Origin of the sequence: Thalassospira sp. NFXS8, from assembly GCF_040148805.1 — a bacterium.
Classification (GTDB): domain Bacteria; phylum Pseudomonadota; class Alphaproteobacteria; order Rhodospirillales; family Thalassospiraceae; genus Thalassospira.
Genome location: NZ_JAGEMF010000003.1, coordinates 471,787 through 496,321, shown reverse-complemented (window position 1 = coordinate 496,321; position 24,535 = coordinate 471,787). Strand labels below are relative to the sequence as shown.

Below are 24,535 nucleotides of genomic sequence, written 5' to 3'. Positions count from 1 at the left end.
CACGGACAGAAAACTTCAATAGCTGCACACGTTTTAGCGCGTCGCGGGCATCTCCGCGCGACCGGCGTGCATCTGGCTAAATCATTAGTTGATCTTTTCAATCTTTATTTGCGAATGAAATTAAGATTTATTCGCGTAATTTGCTTGTGTTTTTCATCTTGCGCAAGATACTACTGTCAAAATTCATTCTCCCACGAGGTAGTGGTACATGACGCGCGATCAATCTTTGCTCGTTCTTTTTTGCTTTATGACATTTTTTCTGGCTATCCCGGCGGCAAAAGCAGAACCGACTAAATATCCGTTTTCATTAGAGAATTGCGGCGTCAAGGTAACTTTTCACAAAGCTCCTGAACGGGCTGTCGCTCTTGGGCAGAACAGCGCTGAAATTCTTCTTATGCTAGGGCTTTCTGATCGGGTAAAGGCATCCGCTTTCTGGCCCACGCAGGTTCTGCCCGAATTGGCCAAGGAGAATGAAAAGGTTAAATTACTGACGGTCGAGAAACCGACGCTTGAATCTATTCTCGCAGAAGAGCCGGATTTTGTGGCGGCCCAATTGCCATTGTTGCTTGGTCCCGACAGCAAGGTTGCCAAGCGTGAAGATTTCTCATCTCTTGGCATTCCCGCTTATCTGTCGCCCGGTGTCTGTAATACCCGCAAGGATACGAGTGACATTTACGGAAGTCGGGAAAAACTATGGAATATGGATCTTCTTTATCAGGAGATCGATGAGCTTTCGCGCATTTTTGATGTTTCTGATCGTGGCCAACACCTTATTTCAAAATTTAAACGGCGTGAAGCGGCTCTGCGCGAACGGTTCAAATCAAACCCGGATTTAAGCTTTTTGTTCTGGTTTTCCAGCGCATCTGCTGCCGATAATGCTTATCTCGGCGGCAAAAACGGGGCATCAGGTTTTATTGCCGATGTGTTAGGGGGGCACAATGCCATTACCACCGAGGCAGAATGGCCAACTGTAAGCTGGGAAGGCATAATTTCTGCCAAACCCACGGTAATTGTTGCCGCTTCGCTGGATCGCAATCGCTGGGATCTGGACAAGGCAGAAAACAAAATCGCGTTTTTGAAGAATGACCCGTCGGTTCGATTGATGGATGCGGTACGCAATAATCATATCGTCATCATGAATGGTGCCGCAATGAACCCCACCGTCCGCACAATCTATGGCGCGGAAGAAATTGCGGTACAACTTGAAGAACTTGGGCTCGATAAGTGAATCCGGCGTCTATAATATCAAAAAGAACCTTCCGGTTTGAACTGTTGCTTCTGGTTTCGGTCGTTATTCTGGTTTTTGCAATTGCGATGGCGGTCGGGATTGGCGAAATGCGGATTCCCTTACGCACAGTTGCTTTGTCGATTAGCAATCATTTGGGATTTAGTTCCGTCAATATCAGTCAGATACAGGACAGCGTCATCTGGAACCTGCGCTTAAGTCGATCCCTTGTGGCGGCGCTTTGCGGGGCCGGCCTGGCGATGTGCGGGGCTATTTTACAATCTTTGTTGCGAAACCCGCTTGCCGAACCATATGTTCTTGGCGTTTCGGCCGGGGCATCAACCGGTGCTGTCGCAATCGTGATCATGGGGGTCGGTGCTGGCACCGTGTCGTTGTCGATGGGGGCTTTTGCCGGGGCAATGGCTGCTTTCATCTTTGTCGCGGTACTCTCGAACAGCGGACGAGGCGGGCCGGACAGAACCATTTTGGCAGGTGTGGCTGCCGCGCAACTCTTTAACGCCTTGACTGCCTATATCGTAACAACATCGGGTAACGCGCAGCAAGCACGCGACGTCATGTTTTGGCTATTAGGTAGTTTTGGTGGCGTACGCTGGCCCGAGTTTCAGCTTTTAATTATTATCATCATTATCGGGTTGGCAATTTGCATTTGGCATGCGCAAGCACTTGACGCATTTACATTTGGGGATGACGCGGCCGCATCACTGGGAATTCATATCGCGCGCGTCCGGATCATACTTTTTGGTGTAACAGCCTTAATAACGGCAACAATCGTTAGCATGGTCGGCTCGATTGGTTTTGTCGGACTGGTTGTGCCCCACGCGGTGCGTTTTTTGATCGGACCGGGCCATATGCGCCTGCTACCCGCATGTGCGCTGGTGGGGGCCGTATTTATGGTATTGGCTGACATTGTATCGCGCAGTGTTTTGGCGCAACAGACCCTCCCCATCGGCATTGTGACCGCGTTGGTTGGTGTGCCGTGCTTTTCGCTAATACTTTATCGTGCGAGACAAGCCGCATGAGCATTCAGGCAGAAAATCTGGTGTGGCGTATTGGTCGCAAGACGATTGTTGATAATGTATCACTCAATGTAGCCCCCGGGACAGTCCTGGGTTTGATTGGCCCTAACGGGTCTGGAAAATCTTCATTATTACGATTGCTGGCAGGGTTACGACGTCCTGTTTCCGGTAAAGTGACACTGGAAGGCAACGACATAATCAACATCCCCCGGCGTGATTTGGCACGACGTGTTGCGTTGGTACAGCAACATGCCACAACCGAGATAAATGTTGCTGTTGAAGATGTTGTTCGATTGGGACGTACCCCCCATCGAAATCCGTTAGCCGGATGGAGCCATTTTGATACGAACGCTGTCGACATTGCTTTAGAGCAAGTGGGTATGAGTGAGTTCCGGCAGGTTAGTTGGCAGAGTTTGTCGGGCGGTGAAAGGCAACGCGTTCACATAGCGCGTGCGCTGGCACAGCAACCCCGCGAGTTATTTCTTGATGAGCCAACCAATCATCTTGATATTCAACATCAATTGGGAATTTTACGACTGATTACCCAACTGGGGTTAACCAGCATCGTTGCGCTGCACGACCTGAACCATGCTGCGATGTTTTGCGATCATTTGCTCGTGCTTGATCGGGGAAAAGTTATCGCTAATGGTAAGCCGACTGATGTTTTGACGCCTGACTTACTGCAAAATGTTTTCCGCGTAGAATGCGATTTCTATGCGCCCAATGATGATACATTTCATATCTTTTTCAGGAAATGAAACCTTCCTCTGGCGTTAGATACAGGGAAACAAGGCAACGGAAAAATCGTAAAGACGTTTTTCCGTTGCCTTGGAAAACGAGAATTACCGCCAGGGTTTGACAGCACGCCGGTCAACCACACCTGGCACAATACCACGTGCGGCGTTCGATACATGGTCCATAACGTTGCTGGCGGCAATATCCTGCTGGCGGTTGATCATGCGGGTTTGTCTTGCGGCAAATAGCGGTTGACGCTCGGGCCGGTCAACCGGGTTTGCGCACATTTCGCTACCGTTGATAAAGGCTTCGCGTTCCAGCCAATCCAACGTCAGTCTGGTCAAATCAAGGCGCAGCACATCGCCGTTTTGCAAATAACCAATGCCGCCACCAACAAAGGCTTCTGGCACCATATGCCCGATACAGGCACCTTTGGTGACGCCCGAATACCGTCCGTCGGTAATCAGCATGCTCGATGCTTCCAGAATGCGGTGATGACGCAAGTTCTGCGATGGTGAAAACATCTCGGGCATGCCATATGCTTCCGGCCCCTGCCCGCCAATTACAAATGCAAAGGACAAATGCCCCTGTGCCAGCAAGTCGCGTGATGTCGCAAGGTCAATGTCCTGGCCATGAATCTCGCCGCCGCCATTCCGTTTAACAATTGCGGCAATCAGGTCATGGTCCACACCTTCGGTTTTCATCAGGCGATCAACCATGTCGGGGGCGGAAAAATCGGCGTTGCACAGATGTTCATTTTCGTAATAACGCACGATAAACACATGATCGTTAAAGTGGTTGAGCAAATGGTCGCTCATCCCCGATGTCTTGACGGCACAGTTTTCAAAAAAGCTGCCGGTGATCACATCAACACCGGACCGCGCCCGTACCGGCGTTGCCCGGATAACCGATTTATCACCCAGTGAAAGATCCACCGGGTTATCAAGGTTTGCAATCCGTTCGGCCCAGGTTTTTCCTAAAATGGTGGGGGCATCAAGATCCATCGGCACCCCAAGGTCGCTTAGCACCCGATAAATGCTTTCCATGCCCCGGTTTTTGCCTTCGGCCATTTGCTGGGCCAAAACAAAGGTGTCGCGGTTTTCGGTCAGGCTATGGGCAAAAATTTCGGGAACGGGTGTTTTCGTGCGTACATCCTGATAATCGTCAATCGTAATGTCAAACCCGGCATAACGCATCATAAATGGCAGATGCAGCAACATGTTGCTGCTGGACCCGGTAGCGTTATGAATACGAACAAAATTGGCAAAGTTGCGCTTTAACAAATTGCCAATCGCATATTCCGGCTTGTTAAAGGCGGCAAACAGCGCATCAATGCCGGCGGCAACCGCAGCAAAGGGTGGCACATCCGTTAACAGTTCAAGTTCGGGCGGGGTTAACCCGAAGGCCGCCAGCATGGTACGCGATGAATTGCCTGTGCCATTAAAGGCGCAAATGCCGCCCTTGGAATCACAGGTGGCAGCGGCCAGTTCGTCAAGCACGCGGCGTTCCATTGCACCGTCAATCAGCCCAATCAAACGGGCACGTTCCAGCAAACCGGCAAAGGCCTCGTCAGATGTGCATTGCAGGATGTAACGCATGTTTTCGCGAATATCCCCCCCCAGATCATCATGCCCGGCGTGGTCGGCATCGGCGGCAATTTTGTCAAGTAACCGCCTGGTGCCATCGGGTATTTCGCCGCCTTTCAGCACATGTGAGGGGGCAAAAACCGCCCAGACCGGTGCCTGGTCACCGCGATGAGCACGCGCCAGATCGGCGGCGGCCAGTCCGGCCACGACGGCTGCGGGCGATTTGTCGCATCCCGCAATGACATAGGCGGCGTGGTAGCTGTGGCCTTCAAAGGTAATATTAACCGCGGCGGCTGTGTTATTGCGAGATACCAACGAATAACTTTGGCCGATATTGTTTTGTGCTGTGCCGTCGCAAATCACGGGGACATGGAACAAAAAAGGTACCCCGCCCGCTTCCCATATACGGATTGCCGCCATCAGGGCCTGTGGGCGATCCAGCAAATGGGCGGGATGGTCCGGTGCGCCGGCAATAATTGCGACACGGGGCCGGTTTTCAACCAGACGTCCAACAACATCATGTATTTCCGGCACATTAAACGTGCGGTCCCTCGCAACTGCGGGGTTTTCATTTATGGCATCACGCAGCAGGCGAACAACCGTAATCGGCTGATTTGCCAACCCCTGAATACAATCACGATAAGGATTTGCCTTTTCATTGATGATGATCGGTTCATTTGCGGCAGCAGGGCGGGACATGGCTGTTGGCTCGGACGTTTGAGGGCAAAGGTGGGTAAACAGCATTATATGCTGTTCGGTGCAGGTCTGATAATCACGTTGGGCGCAAGATACGGATTATACCAGCCCGCCATCAACGATAAAATTTTGCGAAGAGCATGCCGAGGAAACATCGGATGCGAGAAAAAGCACCATTTGGGCCACATCCTCGCTAATCAGGCGACGTTTTACACATTGCTGGTCCTGAATGCGTGCTTCATCTGCCGGGGTAATCCATAAATCAAGTTGGCGTTGGGTTATGATGCAGCCCGGCGTGACAGTGTTTACCCGAATGCCATCGCCCCCCCAGTCACGTGCCAGCGCCCGGGTCATGCCGACAATACCGGCCTTGGCCGTTTCATAAGCCACCAAATCGGGCAAACCAAGTAAATAACTGACAGAACTGAAATTAATGATGCTGCCCTGCCCCTGTTTCGCCATGCCCGGTGCCACGGCACGTGCGCAAAAAAACTGATGGGATAAATTAACGTCCAGCCGGTCGCGCCATTCGTCGGGGCCGGTTTCCGCAGGGCTATGGCGGTCATCGCGGGCGGCGTTGTTAACCAGTACTGTGATGGGGCCAATTTGTGCTGCCATTTGCGTAACGGCTTCTGGTATCTGGTGCTGGTCGCGCAAATCAATTGATTTAAAAATCGGGCGAATGCCCAAATCGTTTTCGATGTTGTCACACAGGGCATGGCCAGCGGCATCATCAATATCGAAAAACCCGACCTTGGCACCCTGGTTGCAAAATGCACGCACAATCGATGCCCCAATTCCCGAGGCACCGCCGGTCACCAAAACCGATTTACCGTCTATATCGTGATAGGTCGCTGACATTTTGTTTCCCGCCATAATGTTTATTTTTATTCGGTGAATTAAATTTTGCGCCGCAATAAGAAATTGGCAGAAAAATTCAATTTTTGAGCCGCAATTTGTGCATTTGCAAAACCATTGCGCACATTTTTTAGGTCAATCACCAAAAAAAATTTGACAGGACACGTCGGACGCGTCAACATTTTTTCGATAACAAAAATAAATGTCGATCCAAGGCAATTTCACTCAGGGAAGAAACAAATGAAAAAGCTTCTATCATCGGCTGCTTTCACCGGCGCCGTATTGCTATCGATGAACGCATTTGCCGCCGATCTTGTTGTTGGTGTCAGCTGGTCCAATTTTCAGGAAGAACGCTGGAAAACCGACGAAGCCGCCATCGTCAAGGCGCTGGATGCGGCCGGTGCTGAATATATCAGTGCCGATGCTCAAAGCTCGCCCAGCAAACAGCTAAGCGATATCGAAAGCCTGATTTCGCGTGGGGCCAATGCCCTTATTGTTCTGGCCCAGGATTCATCCTCCATCGGTGCTGCCGTTACCCAGGCCATTAATGAAGGCATTCCGATTGTTGGTTATGACCGGCTGATCGAAAACCCGAACGCCTATTACATTACCTTTGATAATAAAAAAGTCGGCTACCTTCAGGCGGAAGCGGTTTATGCCAAACAGCCCAAGGGCAATTACGTCTTCATCAAGGGTGCCCCGACTGATCCCAACGCCAACATTTTGCATCAGGGCCAACTGGAAGTGTTGCAAAGCGCCATTGACAGTGGCGACATCAAGGTCGTTGGCGAAGCCTATACCGAAAGCTGGCAGCCAGCCATTGCCCAGCGCAACATGGAACAGTTTTTGACCGCAAATGATAACAAGGTTGATGCGGTTGTTGCCTCGAACGATGGTACCGCAGGTGGCGCAATTGCGGCCCTCGCCGCACAGGGCATGCAGGGCATTCCCGTTTCCGGGCAGGATGGCGACCATGCCGCCCTTAACCGGGTTGCCCTGGGAACACAGACCGTTTCGGTCTGGAAAGACGCCCGCGTTTTAGGGCAACGCGCCGCTGAAATTGCCGTCGAGCTCGCCAAAGGCACCAAACTGGGGGATGTCAAAGGCACACAGGACTGGACCAGCCCGAACGGCACCGTCATGAAATCCTATTTCCTTACTCCGGTTGCCATTACCCGGGATAACCTTAATGAGGTGATCGATGCCGGATGGGTAAGCAAGGATGTCGTCTGCAAAGGCGTTAAAAGCGGCACGGTTGCTGCCTGCAACTAAAGCACAGCTTTTGCCCGTTTATTCCTTCTCGCAATCTTGCGAAACCACGGGGCCGGACGCCAACAGCACCGGCCCCGCTGCCTGACGAGCACATTACATGACCAAGATACTTGCCAAAATGGAAGTCGATCGCCGTCTGGTCGGATTGGCCGCCGTATTGCTGATCATATGGATCGGCTTTGACCTGGCCTCCGGCGGGCGCTTTATTACCCCGCGCAATATATTCAACCTGTCGGTACAAACAGCATCTGTGGCCGTTATGGCCTGTGGCATGGTTTTAATTATTGTGACCCGCCACATTGATTTGTCCGTTGGCTCCATCCTTGGCGTGCTCGCCATGATCATGGGGGTCGTGCAAACCGACATCCTGCCGCAATTCCTGGCCTATAACCATCCGATGACCTGGATCATTACCTTGCTGGTTGGCATTGTCATCGGGGCGTTAATTGGCGGTATTCAGGGGGTTGCTGTTGGTTATCTTGGTGTGCCTGCCTTTATCGTTACACTGGGCGGTTTGCTGGTATGGCGCGGGGCGGCATGGTGGGTAACGCAGGGGCGCACGGTTGCCCCGCTCGACGCCAATTTCATTTTGCTGGGCGGCGGTATTAACGGCACCATCGGCGCAACATGGAGCTGGATTGTTGCTGCAATTGCCATTGCGGCGATCATTTATGCTGCAATCAAGGACCGGCGACGCCGGTTGTCATTTGAATTTCCCGTTAAACCTATATGGGCGGAATATACCAACGCCATCATCAAGGCCGGGCTGGTTCTGGCCGCTGTACTAACGTTAAACGCCTATTACCTGCCGACACGCGCAGCGGAAAAAGTTCTGGCGCAACGTGGAATTCCCGCTACGCCCGAAAACCTTGAAATTTCACATGGCATTGCCATTCCGCTGTTGATTGTCGCTCTGGTCGCGATTGTGTTGACTCTTGCGGCAAAACGCACCCGCTTTGGCCGCTATGTTTTTGCCATTGGCGGCAACCCGCAAGCAGCAGAACTGGCCGGTATCAATGTTAAGCGAATGACCGTTGCGGTTTTTGCTTTGATGGGGGTTTTGTGCGCCATCAGTGCCGCCATTTCATCGGCACGTTTGCAATCGGCAGGCAATGATCTGGGCACACTTGACGAATTGCGCGTTATTGCCGCGGTTGTTATTGGCGGCACTTCGCTTGCGGGCGGGCTTGGCACCATTTATGGCGCGCTGATCGGGGCGCTGGTGATGCAAAGTCTGCAAAGTGGCATGGCGTTGCTGGGCGTTGATACATCCTTGCAAAGTATCGTTATTGGGCTGGTTCTGGTACTGGCCGTGTTTAGTGACAAATATTTCCACCGTCGCTATAGCGACCCGACGGCATAAGGGGCAAAAACATGTCAGATCGTAATGCAGGCACGCAGCCGCTGGTCGAAATGCGCGATATTCATATCAGCTTTGGTGGGGTCAAGGCCGTCGACGGTGTTTCAATTGATCTTTACCCCGGCGAAGTTGTTGGCGTACTTGGTCATAACGGGGCCGGGAAATCTACCCTGATCAAGGTTTTGTCGGGGGCCTATACCCCCGAAAGCGGGCAGATCATTGTTGATGGGCGTGAAGCCAAAATTGAAAATGCCCGCGCCGCCCGGGATAACAAGATCGAAACCATCTATCAGAACCTTGCCCTTGCCGATAACCTTGATGCTGCACAGAACCTGTTTTTAGGCCGCGAAATTGTTACCAAAGCCGGATTTTTAGATGATGGCGCAATGGAGCATAAAGCGCGCGAAGTGCTGCATCGGTTGAACCCGAATTTCAAAAAATTCAATTCACCGGTTTCGGCATTGTCGGGCGGGCAACGCCAGGCAGTTGCCATTGCGCGCGCCTTGTTGTTCGAAGCCCGCATCCTGATCATGGACGAACCCTGTGCCGCACTTGGTGTTCAGGAAACCCGGATGGTGGGCGAACTGATTGACCAGCTAAAAAAGGATGGATTGGGTATTTTGCTGATCAGCCACGATTTGCACGATGTGTTTGATCTGTCTGATCGCTTGCATGTGATGAAAAATGGAAAGCTGGTAGGGACCGTGCGCACAGAAGATGTAACCCATGATGATGTTCTGGGAATGATCATTCTGGGCAAAATGCCCGAACACCTTTTGCATTTGGCAGGCCCCGGTGCAACCAACCTTTCCACGCATGTATCGTGATTGACAGACAATAATTTACCAACTGAATTAATTGCCTGATACCTGGTGTCAGCAACTGGTCAGGTTGTGTTTTTCTTGGATGAAAATTTAAGGTAAAATTTTATATAACAGGATATTACTGTTTATAGTTAATGTGTCAGGATAGATTTGTTTCTGTTGCAACAGGCACATGCTCCCTCAATACTAATGCAGCGCATTAACCAACATCTTTGCTCGATCCCCCTTGCCAAGGCAGTCCGAAAAATGCCCATATCAAAAAAGACACCACTGCGCATTTATGCCCTTTAATATCATTTTACATCACAACAGGCCCCTGCATGAGCCGTCGTACCGCCGACATTCCACGCCAGCCCTCCCAAATTGCCATCTTGCGATATTTGCGTATTCATGGCCCTGCTGCCCGTATTGATATTGGCACAGCTACCGGTCTGAGCCCTGCTACCGTCACGTCGCTGACTGCAGAATTGATGACGCAGGGCTTGGTGAAGGAAATTCAAGGGGTTTCAAACGGATCGAGTGCGGCTGCAAATGGGCATGGCTCCACCCGGGGGCGGCCAAAGGTGTTGCTTGATCTGGTGCCGTCGGCCGCGTGCGTGATCGGTGTTAAAATCACTATTAACCTGATCGAACTTGCGCTGGGCAATTTCAAGGGCGACATCGAACACAGCAGTCAGCATCGTATTAATACCCGCGATCTGGACGAAACGTCGCTGATTACAACCTTGTGTACGCTGATTGATGCCTTTATCGAAAAACATCGGGATGTAACCGGGCAAAGCCCGGTGGGCATTGGCATTGCCGTTCAGGGTGTTGCTGATAGTAACAGCGGTGAAATCATGTGGTCACCGGCATTGCGCCATCGCCAAATGGCTGTTAGCGAACCCCTGCGCCGTCGTTATGGCGATAATGTTCTCATGTCAAACGATGCTAACTGCATTGCCACGGCCATCACCCAAAATACAAACATTCGCGGCAATGGTGATTTTGCCGTTATTATGCTGGGATATGGCATTGGCATGGGGCTGGTTTTAAATGGGGCTGTCTATAACGGCCATTTTGGGGCTGCCGCTGAATTCGGTCATATGAAATATCAACCCGATGGCCCGCTGTGCAATTGCGGCAAACGGGGGTGTCTCGAGGCCTATATTGGCGACTACGCCATTCTTCGCGATGCCAGCACCCTGATTGATCTTCCGGCAGACAGCGATAACCAGACCGTCAACAGGTTACATCCCAGTGAAGACCAGATGATGGATCTGGTAAGCAAGGCGCGCACCGGGCAGGAAGACTTTGCTGATCTGTTTCGTCATGCTGGCACAGTGTTAGGTTATGGCATTGCAAACCTGATAGCGCTTTTAGGGCCGGAGCGCATTTTCATTACAGGTTCTGGTGCCAGGGCATACGACCTGATGGAGCCGGAAATTCACCGCAGCCTGCAAAATGCACAAGTGCCAGAATTACGCAGAGGCCCAAAAATCATTCATCTTCCGTGGGACAAGGACATCGCTATGCAGGGGGCCATTGGCCAAAGCCTGCTGCGACACGATGAAAGCATGTTTTCCCCTCGCACAAACGGATAAAATGCCGCTGTAACATATGGCACCCGGCGCACAGAAACCGCATTAATGCCAATGCCCTCATTTTTCCCGCCTGCCCGGCCCAATGCCGCCGTTTCGATATGTTATGGCTGCGACCCGGTTTCCTCTGTCACGCGTTTGCCTTCGGTTGCCTTATAGTAATATTGGCTGGCAATAAGCCACCCCTTCATAGGGCGCAGCGGCGGAATGCAGGTAAGCAGCAAGAACGGTAATGTTGTTACCAGATGCACCCAGTAAGGTGCCTGATAGGCAAGCTCTATCCAAAGCCCCATCACCAGCGATGGAATACAGGCAAAGCATATCACGAAAAACGCCGGACCATCCGCCGGGTCCGCAAAGGAAAAATCCAGTCCGCAATGGTCGCATTCCTTGGCGATTTTCAGGAAACCGTCAAACATATGTCCCTGTCCGCAACGTGGACACTTGCCTAAAATACCTACCCGCGTCGGCGGTATAGCGGGCCATTCATCATCATTTAACATGTCGGGTTCTCCAGGATATTGCCATCATTGTATGGATAATGTATGGTTTTCATCATTAAGAAAAACAGCCTTGATGGTTGACGGCGAAAATGGATTGAAACATCAACACAAGAAAACATCTTTTATTATTAATAACAGCTGGTTATGTATAATTTCTCACGTCATTTTTGCTGTGTTAACAATAAAAAATGCACGCCATCCAACACTTAATCTGCTAATTGTATGCATCAATAACACAAGTGATGTATATATTAAAGCCATACAATGGGGATGTGTATGTGGAAGCCCTGGATCAAGGAAAATGCCCGTCTTAAATATATCGGCATTGTCGATGCTCTTGAGGACGACATTAAAAACGGCCTTGTCACGCTTGGGGAGCGCCTGCCCTCGCAGCGCATTATCGCCGATGCCGTGGGCGTTGATCTTACCACAGTAACCCGCGCCTTTAACGAGGCCCGCAAGCGTAACCTGGTGGATGCCAGCCCGGGGCGTGGAACATTCATTCGCAAAGGGTTCGAGGTGGGCGGTGTGGTAAGTCAGCGCCAGCCATTTGTCGATCTGAGCATGAACACCCCACCCCAACTTGAAAGCATGAATTTTCGCAAACATTTTGCCCAGGGTGTGTCCGACGTTCTGTCTAATGCTGGCGGCATGTTGAACCTTCAGTATCAGGATAGCCACGGCACCGATTTTGACCGTGACGTTGCAGTAGACTGGCTAAAACCCCGCATAGAGCAAATTGATTCAGACAGGGTTTTGTTAACGGCCGGTGCGCAAAGTGCGCTTTATGCCATATGTGATTTGTTGCTAAAACGCGGGGATGTTCTGGTCGCCGGGGAAATGACCTATCCGGGGTTAAAGGCGGTGGCGGCCCGGCAAGGCCTGGTTCTTGCGGGGATAAAAATGGATCGTAACAGCATTATTCCTGATGCCTTTGAAAAAGCCTGTGTTGAACAAGCTCCAAAGGCAGTTTATCTGATCCCCAATATTGATAACCCGACAACGGCAACCTTGCCGCATGATCGTCGTCAAAAAATTGTGCAGATCGCACGTAAATACAACGTCCTGATTATCGAAGATGATCCTTATTGGTCGTTACTGGAAACCAAAACAACGGCTCTTGCCGCTCTTGCCAGCGACATCACGTGGCATATAGCCACCCTGTCGAAATGTGCGACACCCGCATTACGGGTAGCTTATGTGGTTGCCCCGGATACAACACAGGCGCAACAATTGGCCGCAATATTACGCACCACCATTTTGATGCCTCCCCCTTTGATGGCGGCACTTGCCAGCCGATGGATCGCGGAAGGCCAGCTTGCTGAATTTACCTTAAAAATTGTCGCAGAAAATCGCCTGCGTCAATCACTTGCGGCATCCAGGTTAGGGCCACAAATAACTGCCGTCGCAAGCGGGCATCATGTCTGGTTGCAATTACCAACCCATTGGCAAGCCGATAGCTTTGCCCAGCAAGCTGAGTGGGCGGGGGTGGCTGTTGTTCCGGCATCGTCTTTTGCGGTTGGGCCTTGCACCGTTAATGCGGTTAGAATTTCGCTTGGTGTAACGCCGGATCGCGAAATTCTGGAAAATGGGTTGGGGCTTTTGGCACGCCTGCTAACGCCTTCGGCGTCACGCCATTCCCCTCGCACAGTTGTATAGGGAACTAATCTTTATTGAGGTGATGCATTTCAATGGTTCTGTAAGTATATAATTTATATCAATTTAATATCTTATCATTTTGCAATGCTGCAAGATCAGATTTAAAATCAACATCGAAACTTGCATCGTCGATTGGAACAGAAATTGTATTTTGCTGCTGTTGTACGAGCAATTCGCGCGCGCCTGTTTGGGTATTCAAGCTGGCTAATTGCGTGAACAGGGACGCAGGAAAAATGGCAGGTACAGCATTTTTGTTGCCATAACGGCTTGCAACGATCCGGTTCTTTTCAAACTGATTAATCAGCGAAAGGTATTGTGCGGTGCCAATTTTCATTTGATCGGCCAACGCAATAAGAATGCCGTCATAGGCCCCGTAACGGCAAATTTCGCCAATCCCCGCAGCAATAGATGTTCCCATACCTGCTGGCCAGTCCGGATTAATCACAATGTTGACGGGATGTTTAATGTGGGGGCGTATTTCATCATGAAAGGCACCTAAAACCACAAACAGGTCTTTGCCAAATAGGGGTTCCAAATGGTCAACTGTATGTTGCAACATTGGCTTGCCGTTCAGTTTTGCCAGTTGTTTGCGCCCGCCAAACCGTTTGCTCTCGCCTGCTGCAAGGATCAGTCCTGCCAGTTTCATTATTCGGCGGCCTGTACCATTGCGGCGGCCGGGGCCTGCGCCAAAGCATGAAGGGACTGATGAATACCGGCCAGCATTGATAGTGCAATACTTTCGGGCAATTCACCCCCTAAAGGCAAACCGGCCGGGCTTTGCACCATAAATGGCAAATCCTGTCGACAAAGGCCCGCTTCGCTTAGAACCTGATCAAACCGGTGGGCCGGGCCCAGGGCCGATACATGACGAACGGTGCTATGTGCCAATACGGCCAGTGCCGTGCCATCAATCGAAATGCTGTGCGACATCAAAATTGCAGCATCAACCCGGGTGCGATTAACATGATCGGCAAGGTCATGATCAAGATTACGAAAAATCGCCCGGGCACCTGAAAAATGTTCGGTCCGCGCATTGGCTGGTCGCGGGTCCGCCAGGCTAACCTGCCATCCCATTTCCCGGGCAATCCGCATAACGGGCCGTGCATCAAGCCCGCCACCAACCAGCAAAATATGCGGTTCAGGTCGGATCGGGGTTATCAACCAGTCATCATTGCCAACAGGGTTAATGTGGGCGCGATGGCCAATAACGTTTCGATTTTCACTAAAATGGCCGTCTGGCCGGTTGATATTCTGGATATAAAAGCCGCTTTGGCGCTGTTGCAAGGCCTCATAAAGGTCTGCCAGGCCAAGGTCATTTTGCGCGGTTACCGGTTGCAGCATAATATAAACCGTGCCGCCGCAACCAACACCTAGTCGAAAAGACAAATCATCTTCGTCATTGCCGTCGTAAACCAGCTTAACGGTCTTTTCGGTTACCATCGCGCGCCGCGCATTGCGGATAATATCTGCTTCCAGGCAACCGCCACTTAACAACCCGAATTGTTGTCCAAGGCCATTGATCATCATCATCGCCCCGGCCTTGCGATAGGCAGATCCTTCGGTTTTATAAACCGTGCCTAAAACCCATTCCGTGCTGGCGCGGTCTTTATGCCATGCTTTGAGCATGGCCGATAACTGGTTGCTCATCAAATGCTCCCGCAAAGGGGGAACCGCCCGAAGGGGCCATTTATTATGGTTTTTCCTTCGGGCAGATCGTTCGTTATACGAATTCGAAACCTGCTTTGGTCATTGGCAGGTCAAAAATACGTTTTCCGGTTTGGGCAAAAATGGCATTCGCCAGTGCCGGGCCGGTTGGCGGAACACCCGGTTCACCGACGCCAGTCGGGGCATTGTTCGATTTGACAATTGCCACTTCAACAGCGGGCATTTCCCCGTTACGCAATAACTCATAATCCGGGAAATTCTGCTGTTCGACTTCCCCGTCAGCCAGCGTAATTTCGTTACGCATAATGGCGGTTAAGGCAAAACCGGCGCCCCCTTCCATTTGTGCCTTGATCACGTCAGGGTTAATCGCCACGCCACACTCAACTGCCATAAACAGTTTGTTCACATGCACGCTGGTGTCATCCGTTACCGTGATATCGGCAACAACGGCGACGCAGGTATTAAACGAAAAATGGCAGGCAAAACCGCGCTTGTCGCCTTTTTTCCAGCCCGACATGTCGCGCACCAGTTTAATGGCATTGATCATGCGGGCTTGATTGGGGCCGTTCGGGTCAAGCATCGCCAGGCGCATCTCAATCGGATCCTGCCCGGTTTCATTGGCCAGCATGTCCATCAGTGTTTCCATGGCAAAGGCTGTGTGGGTGTTGCCCACCGACCGCCACCATAAAATCGGCACCGGGGTTTGAAAATCGCTTAACCCAATGCCAAAATTCGGCACCGAATAAAGACTTTCGGTAACCCCCTCCACCGATGTCGGATCGATATCATTTTTGATCATGCCCTGAAAAAGGCTGCCCTTCATGATCGATTTAACCGCCACACGATGGTCCCAGCCGATCACCTTGCCATCCGCATCAAGGCCAATTTTGGCCCGGTGTGCCGCCATGGGCCGATAATAACCGCCGCGCATGTCATCTTCACGGCTCCAGACCAGCTTAACCGGCACCTTACGGCCCGACACGGCAAATGCCAGTGCGGCCTCGGCATTATAATCGGCATCGGGGTTGGCGCGGCGGCCAAACGATCCACCAGCATACAGGGTTTTAATTTCAACCTGTTCAGGTTCCAAACCCAGAATTTTGGCAACGGTAGGCCGGGTCAGGGCCGGCATTTGGCAACCATCATGTACACGCACGCCATTTTCAATTGGCTCAATCGTGCAATTTAAGGCTTCCAACGGTGCATGTGCCAAAAACGGAAACGTAAATTCTGCATCAATTGTTTTGGCGGCTCCGGCCAAAACCGGCGCAACCTCTTCCAGGGTGATTTCGGGGTTGGCGTTAAATTGCGGCTTGTCGAGCAACGCTTTGTGATCTTCGATCAATGTATCGGTATTGCGGGTTTCCGCCTTGGAAAAATCCCACTCTACGTTCAGGGCATCACGCGCCTGAAAAGCAGCCCAGGTATTTTTGGCATAGGCAACCACACCTGCCTTGTTGGGTAAAACCTGTGCTGCAACAAAACCGGCCACGTTCTTTGCCGCACTATCGTCAAAACTGGTAACCGTTCCGCCAAATTTCGGGCTTCGCTGGATGGCAGCGTAAACCATACCAGGTAAATTCACATCCATGGCAAATTGTGCCGTGCCGTTGGTCTTGCTGGTGTTATCCTTGCGGTGCAAGGTGGCATCGCCAATCAGACGAAACTGGTCAGGGGTTTTTACGGTGGGCTTTTCAACCGGTGTCAGGGTGCTGGCAATCGCAACAAATTCACCAAAATGGCCCGATTTGTCGCCCGATGTCAGAACACTTTTTTCAACACGAATACTGGCCGGGTCAACGCCCCAGCTCCGGGCGGCAGCCCTGATCAGAAGATCACGTGCCGCAGCACCAGCTTCGCGATACTGCATATAGGAATTGGCAATGGATGTTGACCCGCCCGTTCCCTGCATGCTGAAAAACAGGTTGGCATACTTGCTGTTATTGGCGGGGGCAAATTCGGTGGTAACCCGGTTCCAATCGGCATCAAGTTCTTCGGCGACCAGGGTGGTCAGGCCGGTGGTTGTGCCCTGCCCCATTTCAAAATGCTTGATAACGACAGTTAACGTGCCATCGGCATCAATTTTAACGAACGGGTTGAAATCGGTGACTTGCGATGCCTGCGCTGTTGCGGCCAAAACACCCGTTGCATTCAGACCGACCAGCAAGGCACCAGCCGTTGCTGCCGACCCGGCCAAAAACCCGCGACGTGAAACATTAATGTTCATGGCTTAGGCCTCCAGCTTTTGCGATGCAAGTTTAACGGCTTCGTTGATACGAACATAAGTGACGCAGCGGCAGGCATTGCCTTGCATGTAATCCTTTATTTCGTCATCACTCGGCTTAGGGTTTTCGCTCAACAACCCAATGGCCGACATAATTTGGCCGGACTGGCACCAGCCACATTGTACCACATCCTTTTCGCGCCATGCGGCCTGCACGGCCTGTGCCACCTTGTCCTGCGCCCCTTCGATGGTGGTAATTTCGCTGTCGGCCAAATCTTCGATAAATGTCTGGCAGGACCGGGTCGGCGTGCCATCGACATGAACGGTGCAGGCACCGCAATAGGCAACACCACAACCAAACTTGGTGCCGGTCATTTCAAGGCCGTCACGCAAAACCCATAACAGGGGGGTACCGGGTTCCGCGTCAACGGTCCGGGTTTCTCCGTTTATTTTAAGCTGATACTGCACTGCTCTCTCCATCAATGCCGAAATATGCAGGGTTCCGTTGCCGGAAAACCAAATCCCAACCCGGAAATCCGGTGGGGTGTTCTTAATTATCGTTGCGTTTTTTTGTTCTTGCGCGTGCTTGCGGGGCACCTGTCTGGTAAATTGTGGTTTGTAAACCTGCCAAACCCGGCAACGGGCGGCTATTTGCCAAAAAACATGTTGCCAGGTCGTGCCGCCCAAACAATGCTGCGATGTCTTTCATTCTGTCCCTCGATGAAAACCGGCAACGCATTCGGGCATGCCATGCTGGGATTACACAAATTCTAACAAAGATTTCAAAGTTGAGATTGCCAGATTCAAGCTAGATCTTGCCTAATCCAACGAACTATCGGAAAACCACGTCGAAACATTTGTAAAACATACGACATCGCCGTATGGCGTAGACAGGTGCAACTCCCGGAAACGAAGAAACCTCCATGTCCGAGCCGTTATTTCAACATCACAATGACCTGAAAGATCTGGTATCTCGCATTGCCCAAACCAACGGCAGCTTTGATATATCCGTGCCGGGCTTGCGCATTTTTCGTTGTGATCGGCAAACTGCACCACAACCCTGCATGTATGGCCTTGGCCTTGCCATCGCTGTCCAGGGCAGCAAGCGTGTCGCCCTTGGCGACGAAATATTTGAATACGGCCCTGGTCAGTCACTGGTAACGGCAGTTGATCTGCCTGTTGTTACCCATATTACCTGCGCCAGTACCGATGCGCCTTTTATGGCGTTATATCTTCAGCTTGACGCGCGGATGCTGACCGAAATTGCCACCAACCTTGATTTTTCCGATGAACCTGCTGAATCCTGCCGCCGGGCAATGCATGTTGTTCCTCTGGAAAGCGGCCTGTTGCGTTCGATGCAGCGGTTAATGGACCTGAAAGAAGAACCGGAACTCGTTACGCGGCTCGCTCCGCTGGTCACACAGGAAATCGTCATCCGCCTGTTTAGTGGCAACCATGGGCCCATGCTGCGTCATCTTGTATCGGTTGGAAGCCCCAGTCGGCAGATTTTACGGGTGATGGCTGCCCTTAAACAGAACTTTTGCGAACGCCACAGCATGGAAGATTTGGCCGCAATGGCCCATATGAGCCCGTCAACCTTTCGTCAGCACTTTCGCGCTGTCTCCGGAATGAGCCCGCTTCAGTACCTAAAACAGCTTCGCCTTCAGGAAGCCCGGCACTTAATGATCACTGGTGGCCTGGACGCCGGAAGTGCTGCCCTTCAGGTCGGGTATGAAAGTGCGTCTCAGTTCAGTCGCGAATATAGCCGCCTGTTTGGTTTACCGCCGCAAAAAGATGTCAAACGTTTGCGCGATTACGCCTAATCTCGATATTCCGATTTTTACGGTACTCGTTCCAGGGCTGTCGTATCCGGTTTGTCAAATTTGGCCGTATCTTTATATTTTTTGACCTTCACGCACGAGCCGGCCTTTCTTTCCGGTGATATATCACATGCCATCCAATCATATGTTCAAACAAGGTTGGTAGTTTTGTGAAAACACCAGCATGGAGGCCGTGATGCGCATTGATATGTCCCAAATGCCCCTCGTCTTTGCCCGTACCAAACAATTTTCAACCGAAACTTTTGAAACGCAATTTCAGCAGGTCCTTGATCGTGGGGAAAAGTTTGTTCTAATTTCGGACCACGCAGTCAATGATCATGACACTGAAACCCCCGAAGAACGCAAGCAGCGTACATTGTTTATGAAAAGCACCAGGGACCAGATGCGGGCGTTATGTATCGCCATGATTATGGTTGAAGGGGACAAGCCGATACCCGCAGCAATCCGCTTAACAGCAAATACCGCAAGTAAAGCCTTTGGTTTTAAAATTGCTTTTGCTCACTCAGAACAGGATGCAATTTTTCTAGCGCAGAAGATGATTGCGGGGACTGTAATGTAAAGGAGTATTCCGACAAACGCCGGTTATGAGCCAGTTTGAAATTTTACGGGAAGCCGTTACAATGGTGTTTTCATCAATTTCGGGTAGCGACCAGATCGACAATATTGCGCGCCCGGTTTTTTCACTGTTTACCGAAACCACTTTTATCGGCGAAATTGAACCTCATGCCCATAACAAGGCACAATTCCTATACGTGATTAGCGGTGTTCTGACCGTCGAGGCCGTTGGGGGCATTTGGACTATTCCACCTCAATGTGGATTATGGATACCAGGTGGGGTTTTGCATGCCGGTCGTATTTCAGGGCATATCAATATTGGCAATTTGTATATTGACCCGACATTAACAACCCAACTGCCAAAGAATTGCGGGATCATTTTTGTGGCTCCTCTGCTACGCGAGCTTCTTTTGCGCTTTGATCGTTCGTCTGTCTTTCAAATGCAGGATAAAGCCCGCGAAGCACGGTTGCTCTCGGTATTACTTGATGAACTTGCAGCTGCGCCGCTCGAACCTATCCATCTGCCAATGCCAACAGATCGGCGTTTGCGGCGCTTGACAGAAGCAATGATCAACTCTCCGCAGTTACGCTTTACCGTTAATGAATGGGGCGTCCGGGTTGGTGCCAGCTCGCGCACTCTTAGCCGTCTTTTTAAACGTGAAACAGGCTTGTCTTTCATGCGCTGGCGCCAGCAACTTCATATTGGTCTTGCCCTGCAGCGCCTCGCGACAGGTGCCTCGGTCACGACCATTGCGGGGGATCTTGGCTATGAAAGTACCAGCGCGTTCATTGCTATGTTTCGTCGTTTGCTTGGCACCACCCCGGCACGTTATTTTGATACTGCGTCAATTGCCGATGACACAGGAAGTTCTGATTTGGAAAATCGCCATATTGCGCCTTCAACACAGGACGCAGCAAAGTCAACTGTCATATCTCTCAAGGAAAAACGAATATCCTAATCATCGCGCACACGGGACGCTTTCTGACAATTGAAAGAACACCATTAATTCAATCGCTGGCCGTTTTCCTTGTCAAACACATGAACATGTTTTTCCTGAATACCAAGATATAAGCTTGAACCAAGCGGAGCGTTAAAACGATCATTCAGGGCTACAGTCATTAAAACCTTACCCGTTTGACCATAAAGATGAGTTTCAGCGCCGGTTGGTTCAATCAGGTCCAGATCAAACGGAATGGAACCTTCTGTTGCATCCGCTACAATTTTTAAATGTTCTGGCCGTACGCCAACAATCACGTCGCTTCCCGACTGACCCGATATTTCTCCGGCAACACGTATAACAGCGGTTTCTGTCCTGATAAAAATGCCGTCGGCATTTCGCTCAAGAACACCATCAAGTAAATTCATGGAAGGCGAGCCGATGAAGGTTGCCACAAAGACATTGGCTGGCCGGTCATAAACCTCCAGCGGGGCACCAATCTGTTCGATCTTTCCGTGGTTCATAATGACAATGCGGTCTGACATCGTCATGGCTTCCATCTGGTCGTGCGTCACATAGATGGATGTCGTGCCAAGACGGCGTTGCAAAGCCTTGATTTCCACCCGCATTTGAACCCGCAATTTGGCGTCAAGGTTTGACAGGGGTTCGTCAAACAAAAACACCTGTGGCCGACGCACAATCGCCCGCCCCATCGCGACACGTTGGCGCTGTCCGCCCGAAAGGGCTTTTGGCAATCGATCCAGATAAGGGCTCAAATTAAGAAGTTCGGCTACATCCTCGACAGCAGGGCGAATTTCGGCTTTGGGGACATTTCGTAACCGAAGGCTGAAACCCATATTTTCGGCCACGGTCAAATGCGGATAAAGGGCATAGTTTTGAAATACCATGGCCATATCACGATCCTTGGGGGCCACGTCATTAATGACGCGGCCATCCACGGCAATGGTACCGTCGGTAATTTCCTCAAGGCCGGCAATCATGCGCAACAAGGTGGATTTTCCACATCCGGACTCACCAATCAGCGAGACAAACTCGCCGTCATTAACGGTTAAATCCAGCCCGTGGAGAACCTCCACATTGCCATAGTTTTTTTTCAATTGTGAAATGGTCAGATTGGCCATTGAAGAACTCCGAACAGGGGAACCTGCTCAATGCAGGTTCCCGAACCAGAAAGGCTTAGGAAAGAACAACCACCTTGGACAGGTGACGCGGAGCGGTCGTATCGAGTTTTTTGAATTCGGCAATTCGTTCGCCAAATATCTGCAACGCGGGCAGTACCTCGACAACCCGGGCCAACCCGGTTTCATCCAATGGAATGGAAATATCCCCTGGCCCGCCAAGCCCGATAACCTTGCCGCCCTTATCCTGAATTTCCTGCGCCAGCATGGCCTCTTCGCTTGCGGTATCGTCGCTGTATAATAAAACCACCAACGATTTTTCGTCGATCAGGCTGATCGGGCCGTGACGATATTCCATCGGATGAAAGGTTTGCGCATAGCTCAGGCTCATTTCCTGAAGTTTTAACGCGCCTTCGGATGCAATGCCGTAAAGCGGGCCTGCACCCAGATAAACGAAATGTTCGCGTCCGGTGATAAAGCCTGTGTCAATTGCGCTTAGCTGTGCTAGCGGTTTTTGTGCTTTTTCAGCGATGGACGGCGAAATTTCAGTACCCGCCAGTCGTAAACCGGCAATCAGCATCAGGGATGCTGACGATGTCATGACAACACCTTCATCGCCATGTGTCGGCAGGTAAACCGTTTCGTTAGCGGCCGCAACAATCGAACTGTCCTTTTCGCAGGTCAGCGCAATGGTGCGAATACCATGTTTTTTGCTATAATCAACCGCCTGCACTGTTTCGGTTGATTCGCCACTGCGCGACAACGCGACAACGCAAATATCATCCCGCTTTGCCAGATAGGCACCCGCCCGACGCGCCCATTCGCCGCCCGGCACTGCCAGTGCATTTCGCCCACACAAATTAAAGGCCGATGCAATCGCCTGTGCAAGATAATAGGACGTTCCACAACCAACAACGACGGTAATAGCTTCGTTAATTGTCGGCAAACCTGCTGTTGTTGCGCCCTCCCAATAGGCGAACTGTTCTACAATGACACGCTCGGTCACATTCATTTTAACATCCTTTTTGTACAGGCTAAGGGTCGCTACTTGGTTGCGCCGGCCATCAGGCCGCTGACCAGAAAGCGATTGAGGAAAAGCACCACCAGAACAGGCGGTATGATTGCGATGATCCCGGCGGCATTAATCAGGCCGTAATCGACATAATTGCGACTGACAAATTCCGGGATTAAAACGGTTAGTGGCTTGGTTGTTAAGGTCGGCGAAAACACCAGCGGCACTAAAAATTGCCCCCACGCATTGAGAAAGGTGATAATCGCCGCCGCAATCAGGCCGGGGGCCGCCAGCGGCATAATGATCCGTACCAGCGTATAAACACGCCCTGCCCCGTCCATCCACGCCGCTTCTTCAAGCGATAACGGCATGGACTGGTAAACACTGCGCATCAGCCACAAGGCCAGCGGCAAAAATGCCGACACATAAATCAGTGTTACGCCCACATAGGTATCAACCAGATGCAATGCGATCATAAGGCGATAAAGCGGGATCATCACGGTATAGGCCGGGATGGCAAGGGTACCGACAACAACAAAAAACAACACATTGCGGCCCGGAAATTTCATTCGGGCAAAGGCATAGGCGGCAAAGGCAGCAATTGCCACAGTGATAAAGGTGGCTGCGACCGATGTGATAACGCTGTTTATAATGGCGCGGGAAAACTGCGGCCAGACGGATGCAACCTTGTTGCCTTGCGACATGCTGGTGCTGCCAAACAGTTTGGCATAATGTTCCAGCGTCATGTCTGCAGGCCAGAAATGCGGCTCGGCCGAAATCAGATCGGTCGGTGATGTGAAACTTGTTGCCAGTGACCAGTAAATCGGGCCAACAGACCAGACAAGCAGCACCAGAACCGCGATGATTGTTCCGATTTTACCGCCAGCGAGTGCAAAATTACGGTGTGTCATCAATCAAATCTCGTTTCACGGTAAACTTTTAGAACGTAAAACAGCGACACCAGTAACGATGCAAGCATCGCCAAAAGCGACAGTGCCATGCCGAGCGAAAATTTGAGGTTCTGGAATGCATCCAGATAGACCTGGATAATGACCGTTCGGGTATCGAGACTGGCGCGATTAAGGATCCAGGCTTCGTCAAACAGATTAAAAGCAAAAACGGTTGACTGGCTGAGCGCAATCGCCAATCCGCCCGAAATCAGCGGTAAAGTAATCAGGCGAAAACATTTGAACGAACTGGCCCCGTCAAGCCTGGCGGCCTGATACAGGTCTTTGGGAATACTTTGTAACGCAGCCAGAAGGATAATCGCGGTTAGCGGCATCATCCGCCAAACATGGACCAGGGTTACCAGGAACAGCATCACGTATCGGTCATTGAAAAACAGGGACGGTCCCGTCATCAAACCGGTCGAATGCAAAACCCCCGTCAACAGGCCATAGCTCGGATTATAAATCCACATCCATACTACGGCATTCACAACCGGCGGCAGGCACCATGGTAACACCACGGCAGCAAGCAACCAGCGACGACCGATTTTCACCTTGTTAAGCAACAGGGCCGTTGCCAGGCCTCCGGCCGTTTCCAGCACCACAGCCAGCACTACATAATAAAATGTATTGCGCCAGGACTGGTTGACCGTCGTATTGCTAAACAGATCGATATAGTTTTTGAAACCGACAAAAGGTGTCCCTGCCCGCATGGGGCTGACATTGTAAACGCTGTCAATCATTGTCGACAGCAATGGCAGCAACACCAGCCCCCCCATGATCACTACCATGGGGATGACAAAGGCAATGCCCAGCGAGGCCTCGCCGCCAAAGCGGCGAGTTTTTTCACGTGTTAGTGCGGAAGCCATTCCTGGTGAT

General features: G+C 51.3%; 22 protein-coding genes. 11 read left to right on the top strand and 11 right to left on the bottom strand.

All coding sequences use genetic code 11. From position 1 onward, the window contains the following. The first annotated feature begins 208 nt into the window (after positions 1-208). The 3 genes from J4E05_RS18585 to J4E05_RS18575 are packed head-to-tail and all read left to right on the top strand — an operon-like array spanning position 209 to position 3,020. Positions 209-1,228: an ABC transporter substrate-binding protein gene (locus J4E05_RS18585; protein ID WP_349598700.1), complete on the top strand. Its 1,020-nt coding sequence runs from the start codon at positions 209-211 to the stop codon at positions 1,226-1,228. Between the two features lie 44 nt (positions 1,229-1,272). Then, the gene (locus J4E05_RS18580) at positions 1,273-2,265 is read left to right on the top strand and encodes a FecCD family ABC transporter permease (RefSeq protein WP_349598697.1); all 993 of its coding nucleotides are present in this window, start codon (positions 1,273-1,275) and stop codon (positions 2,263-2,265) included. After that, complete coding sequence (locus J4E05_RS18575) at positions 2,262-3,020, top strand: ABC transporter ATP-binding protein (protein ID WP_349598694.1); 759 nt, start codon at positions 2,262-2,264, stop codon at positions 3,018-3,020. Before J4E05_RS18580 ends, J4E05_RS18575 begins: the two co-directional genes overlap by 4 nt. Before the next feature lie 84 nt (positions 3,021-3,104). Here the strand turns inward: J4E05_RS18575 and J4E05_RS18570 are convergent, their stop codons facing one another. After that, positions 3,105-5,282, bottom strand: coding sequence for a dihydroxy-acid dehydratase domain-containing protein (locus J4E05_RS18570; protein WP_349598691.1), 2,178 nt, complete (start codon positions 5,280-5,282; stop codon positions 3,105-3,107). Positions 5,283-5,378: 96 nt separating this feature from the next. Further along, positions 5,379-6,140 (bottom strand): SDR family NAD(P)-dependent oxidoreductase, encoded by a 762-nt coding sequence (locus J4E05_RS18565; RefSeq protein WP_349598688.1) that lies wholly within the window; start codon positions 6,138-6,140, stop codon positions 5,379-5,381. A 237-nt stretch (positions 6,141-6,377) separates the two neighbouring features. On the opposite strand from J4E05_RS18565, the gene xylF reads away from it, so the two are divergent. From xylF to J4E05_RS18545, 4 genes are all read left to right on the top strand, one after another. After that, positions 6,378-7,409, top strand: a complete 1,032-nt coding sequence (gene xylF / locus J4E05_RS18560) for a D-xylose ABC transporter substrate-binding protein (protein WP_349598684.1) — start codon at positions 6,378-6,380, stop codon at positions 7,407-7,409. 97 nt (positions 7,410-7,506) lie between these two features. Next, positions 7,507-8,772 (top strand): sugar ABC transporter permease, encoded by a 1,266-nt coding sequence (locus J4E05_RS18555; RefSeq protein WP_349598681.1) that lies wholly within the window; start codon positions 7,507-7,509, stop codon positions 8,770-8,772. Positions 8,773-8,783: 11 nt separating this feature from the next. Continuing rightward, positions 8,784-9,596, top strand: a complete 813-nt coding sequence (locus tag J4E05_RS18550) for an ATP-binding cassette domain-containing protein (RefSeq protein WP_085590290.1) — start codon at positions 8,784-8,786, stop codon at positions 9,594-9,596. 317 nt (positions 9,597-9,913) lie between these two features. Continuing rightward, positions 9,914-11,176 (top strand): ROK family transcriptional regulator, encoded by a 1,263-nt coding sequence (locus J4E05_RS18545; protein WP_349598677.1) that lies wholly within the window; start codon positions 9,914-9,916, stop codon positions 11,174-11,176. A 101-nt stretch (positions 11,177-11,277) separates the two neighbouring features. Here the strand turns inward: J4E05_RS18545 and J4E05_RS18540 are convergent, their stop codons facing one another. Next, positions 11,278-11,592 (bottom strand): DUF983 domain-containing protein, encoded by a 315-nt coding sequence (locus J4E05_RS18540; RefSeq protein WP_256376776.1) that lies wholly within the window; start codon positions 11,590-11,592, stop codon positions 11,278-11,280. A gap of 360 nt (positions 11,593-11,952) precedes the next feature. Between J4E05_RS18540 and J4E05_RS18535 the strand changes: the two genes are divergently transcribed. Then, positions 11,953-13,335 (top strand): aminotransferase-like domain-containing protein, encoded by a 1,383-nt coding sequence (locus tag J4E05_RS18535; RefSeq protein WP_349598674.1) that lies wholly within the window; start codon positions 11,953-11,955, stop codon positions 13,333-13,335. A gap of 58 nt (positions 13,336-13,393) precedes the next feature. Here the strand turns inward: J4E05_RS18535 and J4E05_RS18530 are convergent, their stop codons facing one another. The 4 genes from J4E05_RS18530 to J4E05_RS18515 all read right to left on the bottom strand — a co-directional run bounded on the left by J4E05_RS18530 (position 13,394) and on the right by J4E05_RS18515 (position 17,692). Further along, positions 13,394-13,981 carry a nucleotidyltransferase family protein gene (locus J4E05_RS18530; protein ID WP_349598671.1) on the bottom strand — a complete coding sequence of 196 codons (588 nt, stop codon included), beginning with the start codon at positions 13,979-13,981 and terminating at the stop codon, positions 13,394-13,396. Next, positions 13,981-14,982, bottom strand: a complete 1,002-nt coding sequence (locus J4E05_RS18525) for an XdhC family protein (protein WP_349598668.1) — start codon at positions 14,980-14,982, stop codon at positions 13,981-13,983. The genes J4E05_RS18530 and J4E05_RS18525 overlap by 1 nt, the downstream gene beginning before the upstream one ends. A gap of 73 nt (positions 14,983-15,055) precedes the next feature. Then, positions 15,056-17,227 (bottom strand): xanthine dehydrogenase family protein molybdopterin-binding subunit, encoded by a 2,172-nt coding sequence (locus J4E05_RS18520; protein WP_349598665.1) that lies wholly within the window; start codon positions 17,225-17,227, stop codon positions 15,056-15,058. Between the two features lie 3 nt (positions 17,228-17,230). Continuing rightward, positions 17,231-17,692, bottom strand: a complete 462-nt coding sequence (locus tag J4E05_RS18515) for a (2Fe-2S)-binding protein (protein WP_349598662.1) — start codon at positions 17,690-17,692, stop codon at positions 17,231-17,233. Between the two features lie 455 nt (positions 17,693-18,147). Between J4E05_RS18515 and J4E05_RS18510 the strand changes: the two genes are divergently transcribed. The 3 genes from J4E05_RS18510 to J4E05_RS18500 all read left to right on the top strand — a co-directional run bounded on the left by J4E05_RS18510 (position 18,148) and on the right by J4E05_RS18500 (position 20,579). Then, positions 18,148-19,047, top strand: a complete 900-nt coding sequence (locus tag J4E05_RS18510; RefSeq protein ID WP_349598659.1) for an AraC family transcriptional regulator — start codon at positions 18,148-18,150, stop codon at positions 19,045-19,047. 193 nt (positions 19,048-19,240) lie between these two features. Further along, complete coding sequence (locus tag J4E05_RS18505; protein ID WP_085590305.1) at positions 19,241-19,624, top strand: hypothetical protein; 384 nt, start codon at positions 19,241-19,243, stop codon at positions 19,622-19,624. Positions 19,625-19,649: 25 nt separating this feature from the next. Next, positions 19,650-20,579, top strand: coding sequence for an AraC family transcriptional regulator (locus J4E05_RS18500; protein WP_349598655.1), 930 nt, complete (start codon positions 19,650-19,652; stop codon positions 20,577-20,579). A 44-nt stretch (positions 20,580-20,623) separates the two neighbouring features. Here J4E05_RS18500 and J4E05_RS18495 read toward each other — a convergent pair whose 3' ends face one another. The 4 genes from J4E05_RS18495 to J4E05_RS18480 are packed head-to-tail and all read right to left on the bottom strand — an operon-like array spanning position 20,624 to position 24,525. Further along, positions 20,624-21,700: an ABC transporter ATP-binding protein gene (locus J4E05_RS18495; protein WP_349598652.1), complete on the bottom strand. Its 1,077-nt coding sequence runs from the start codon at positions 21,698-21,700 to the stop codon at positions 20,624-20,626. Positions 21,701-21,755: 55 nt separating this feature from the next. Continuing rightward, positions 21,756-22,709, bottom strand: coding sequence for an SIS domain-containing protein (locus tag J4E05_RS18490; RefSeq protein WP_349598649.1), 954 nt, complete (start codon positions 22,707-22,709; stop codon positions 21,756-21,758). Positions 22,710-22,741: 32 nt separating this feature from the next. Then, positions 22,742-23,620: a carbohydrate ABC transporter permease gene (locus tag J4E05_RS18485; protein WP_085590310.1), complete on the bottom strand. Its 879-nt coding sequence runs from the start codon at positions 23,618-23,620 to the stop codon at positions 22,742-22,744. Then, positions 23,620-24,525: a carbohydrate ABC transporter permease gene (locus tag J4E05_RS18480; protein ID WP_085590312.1), complete on the bottom strand. Its 906-nt coding sequence runs from the start codon at positions 24,523-24,525 to the stop codon at positions 23,620-23,622. Before J4E05_RS18480 ends, J4E05_RS18485 begins: the two co-directional genes overlap by 1 nt. Positions 24,526-24,535: the final 10 nt, after the last annotated feature.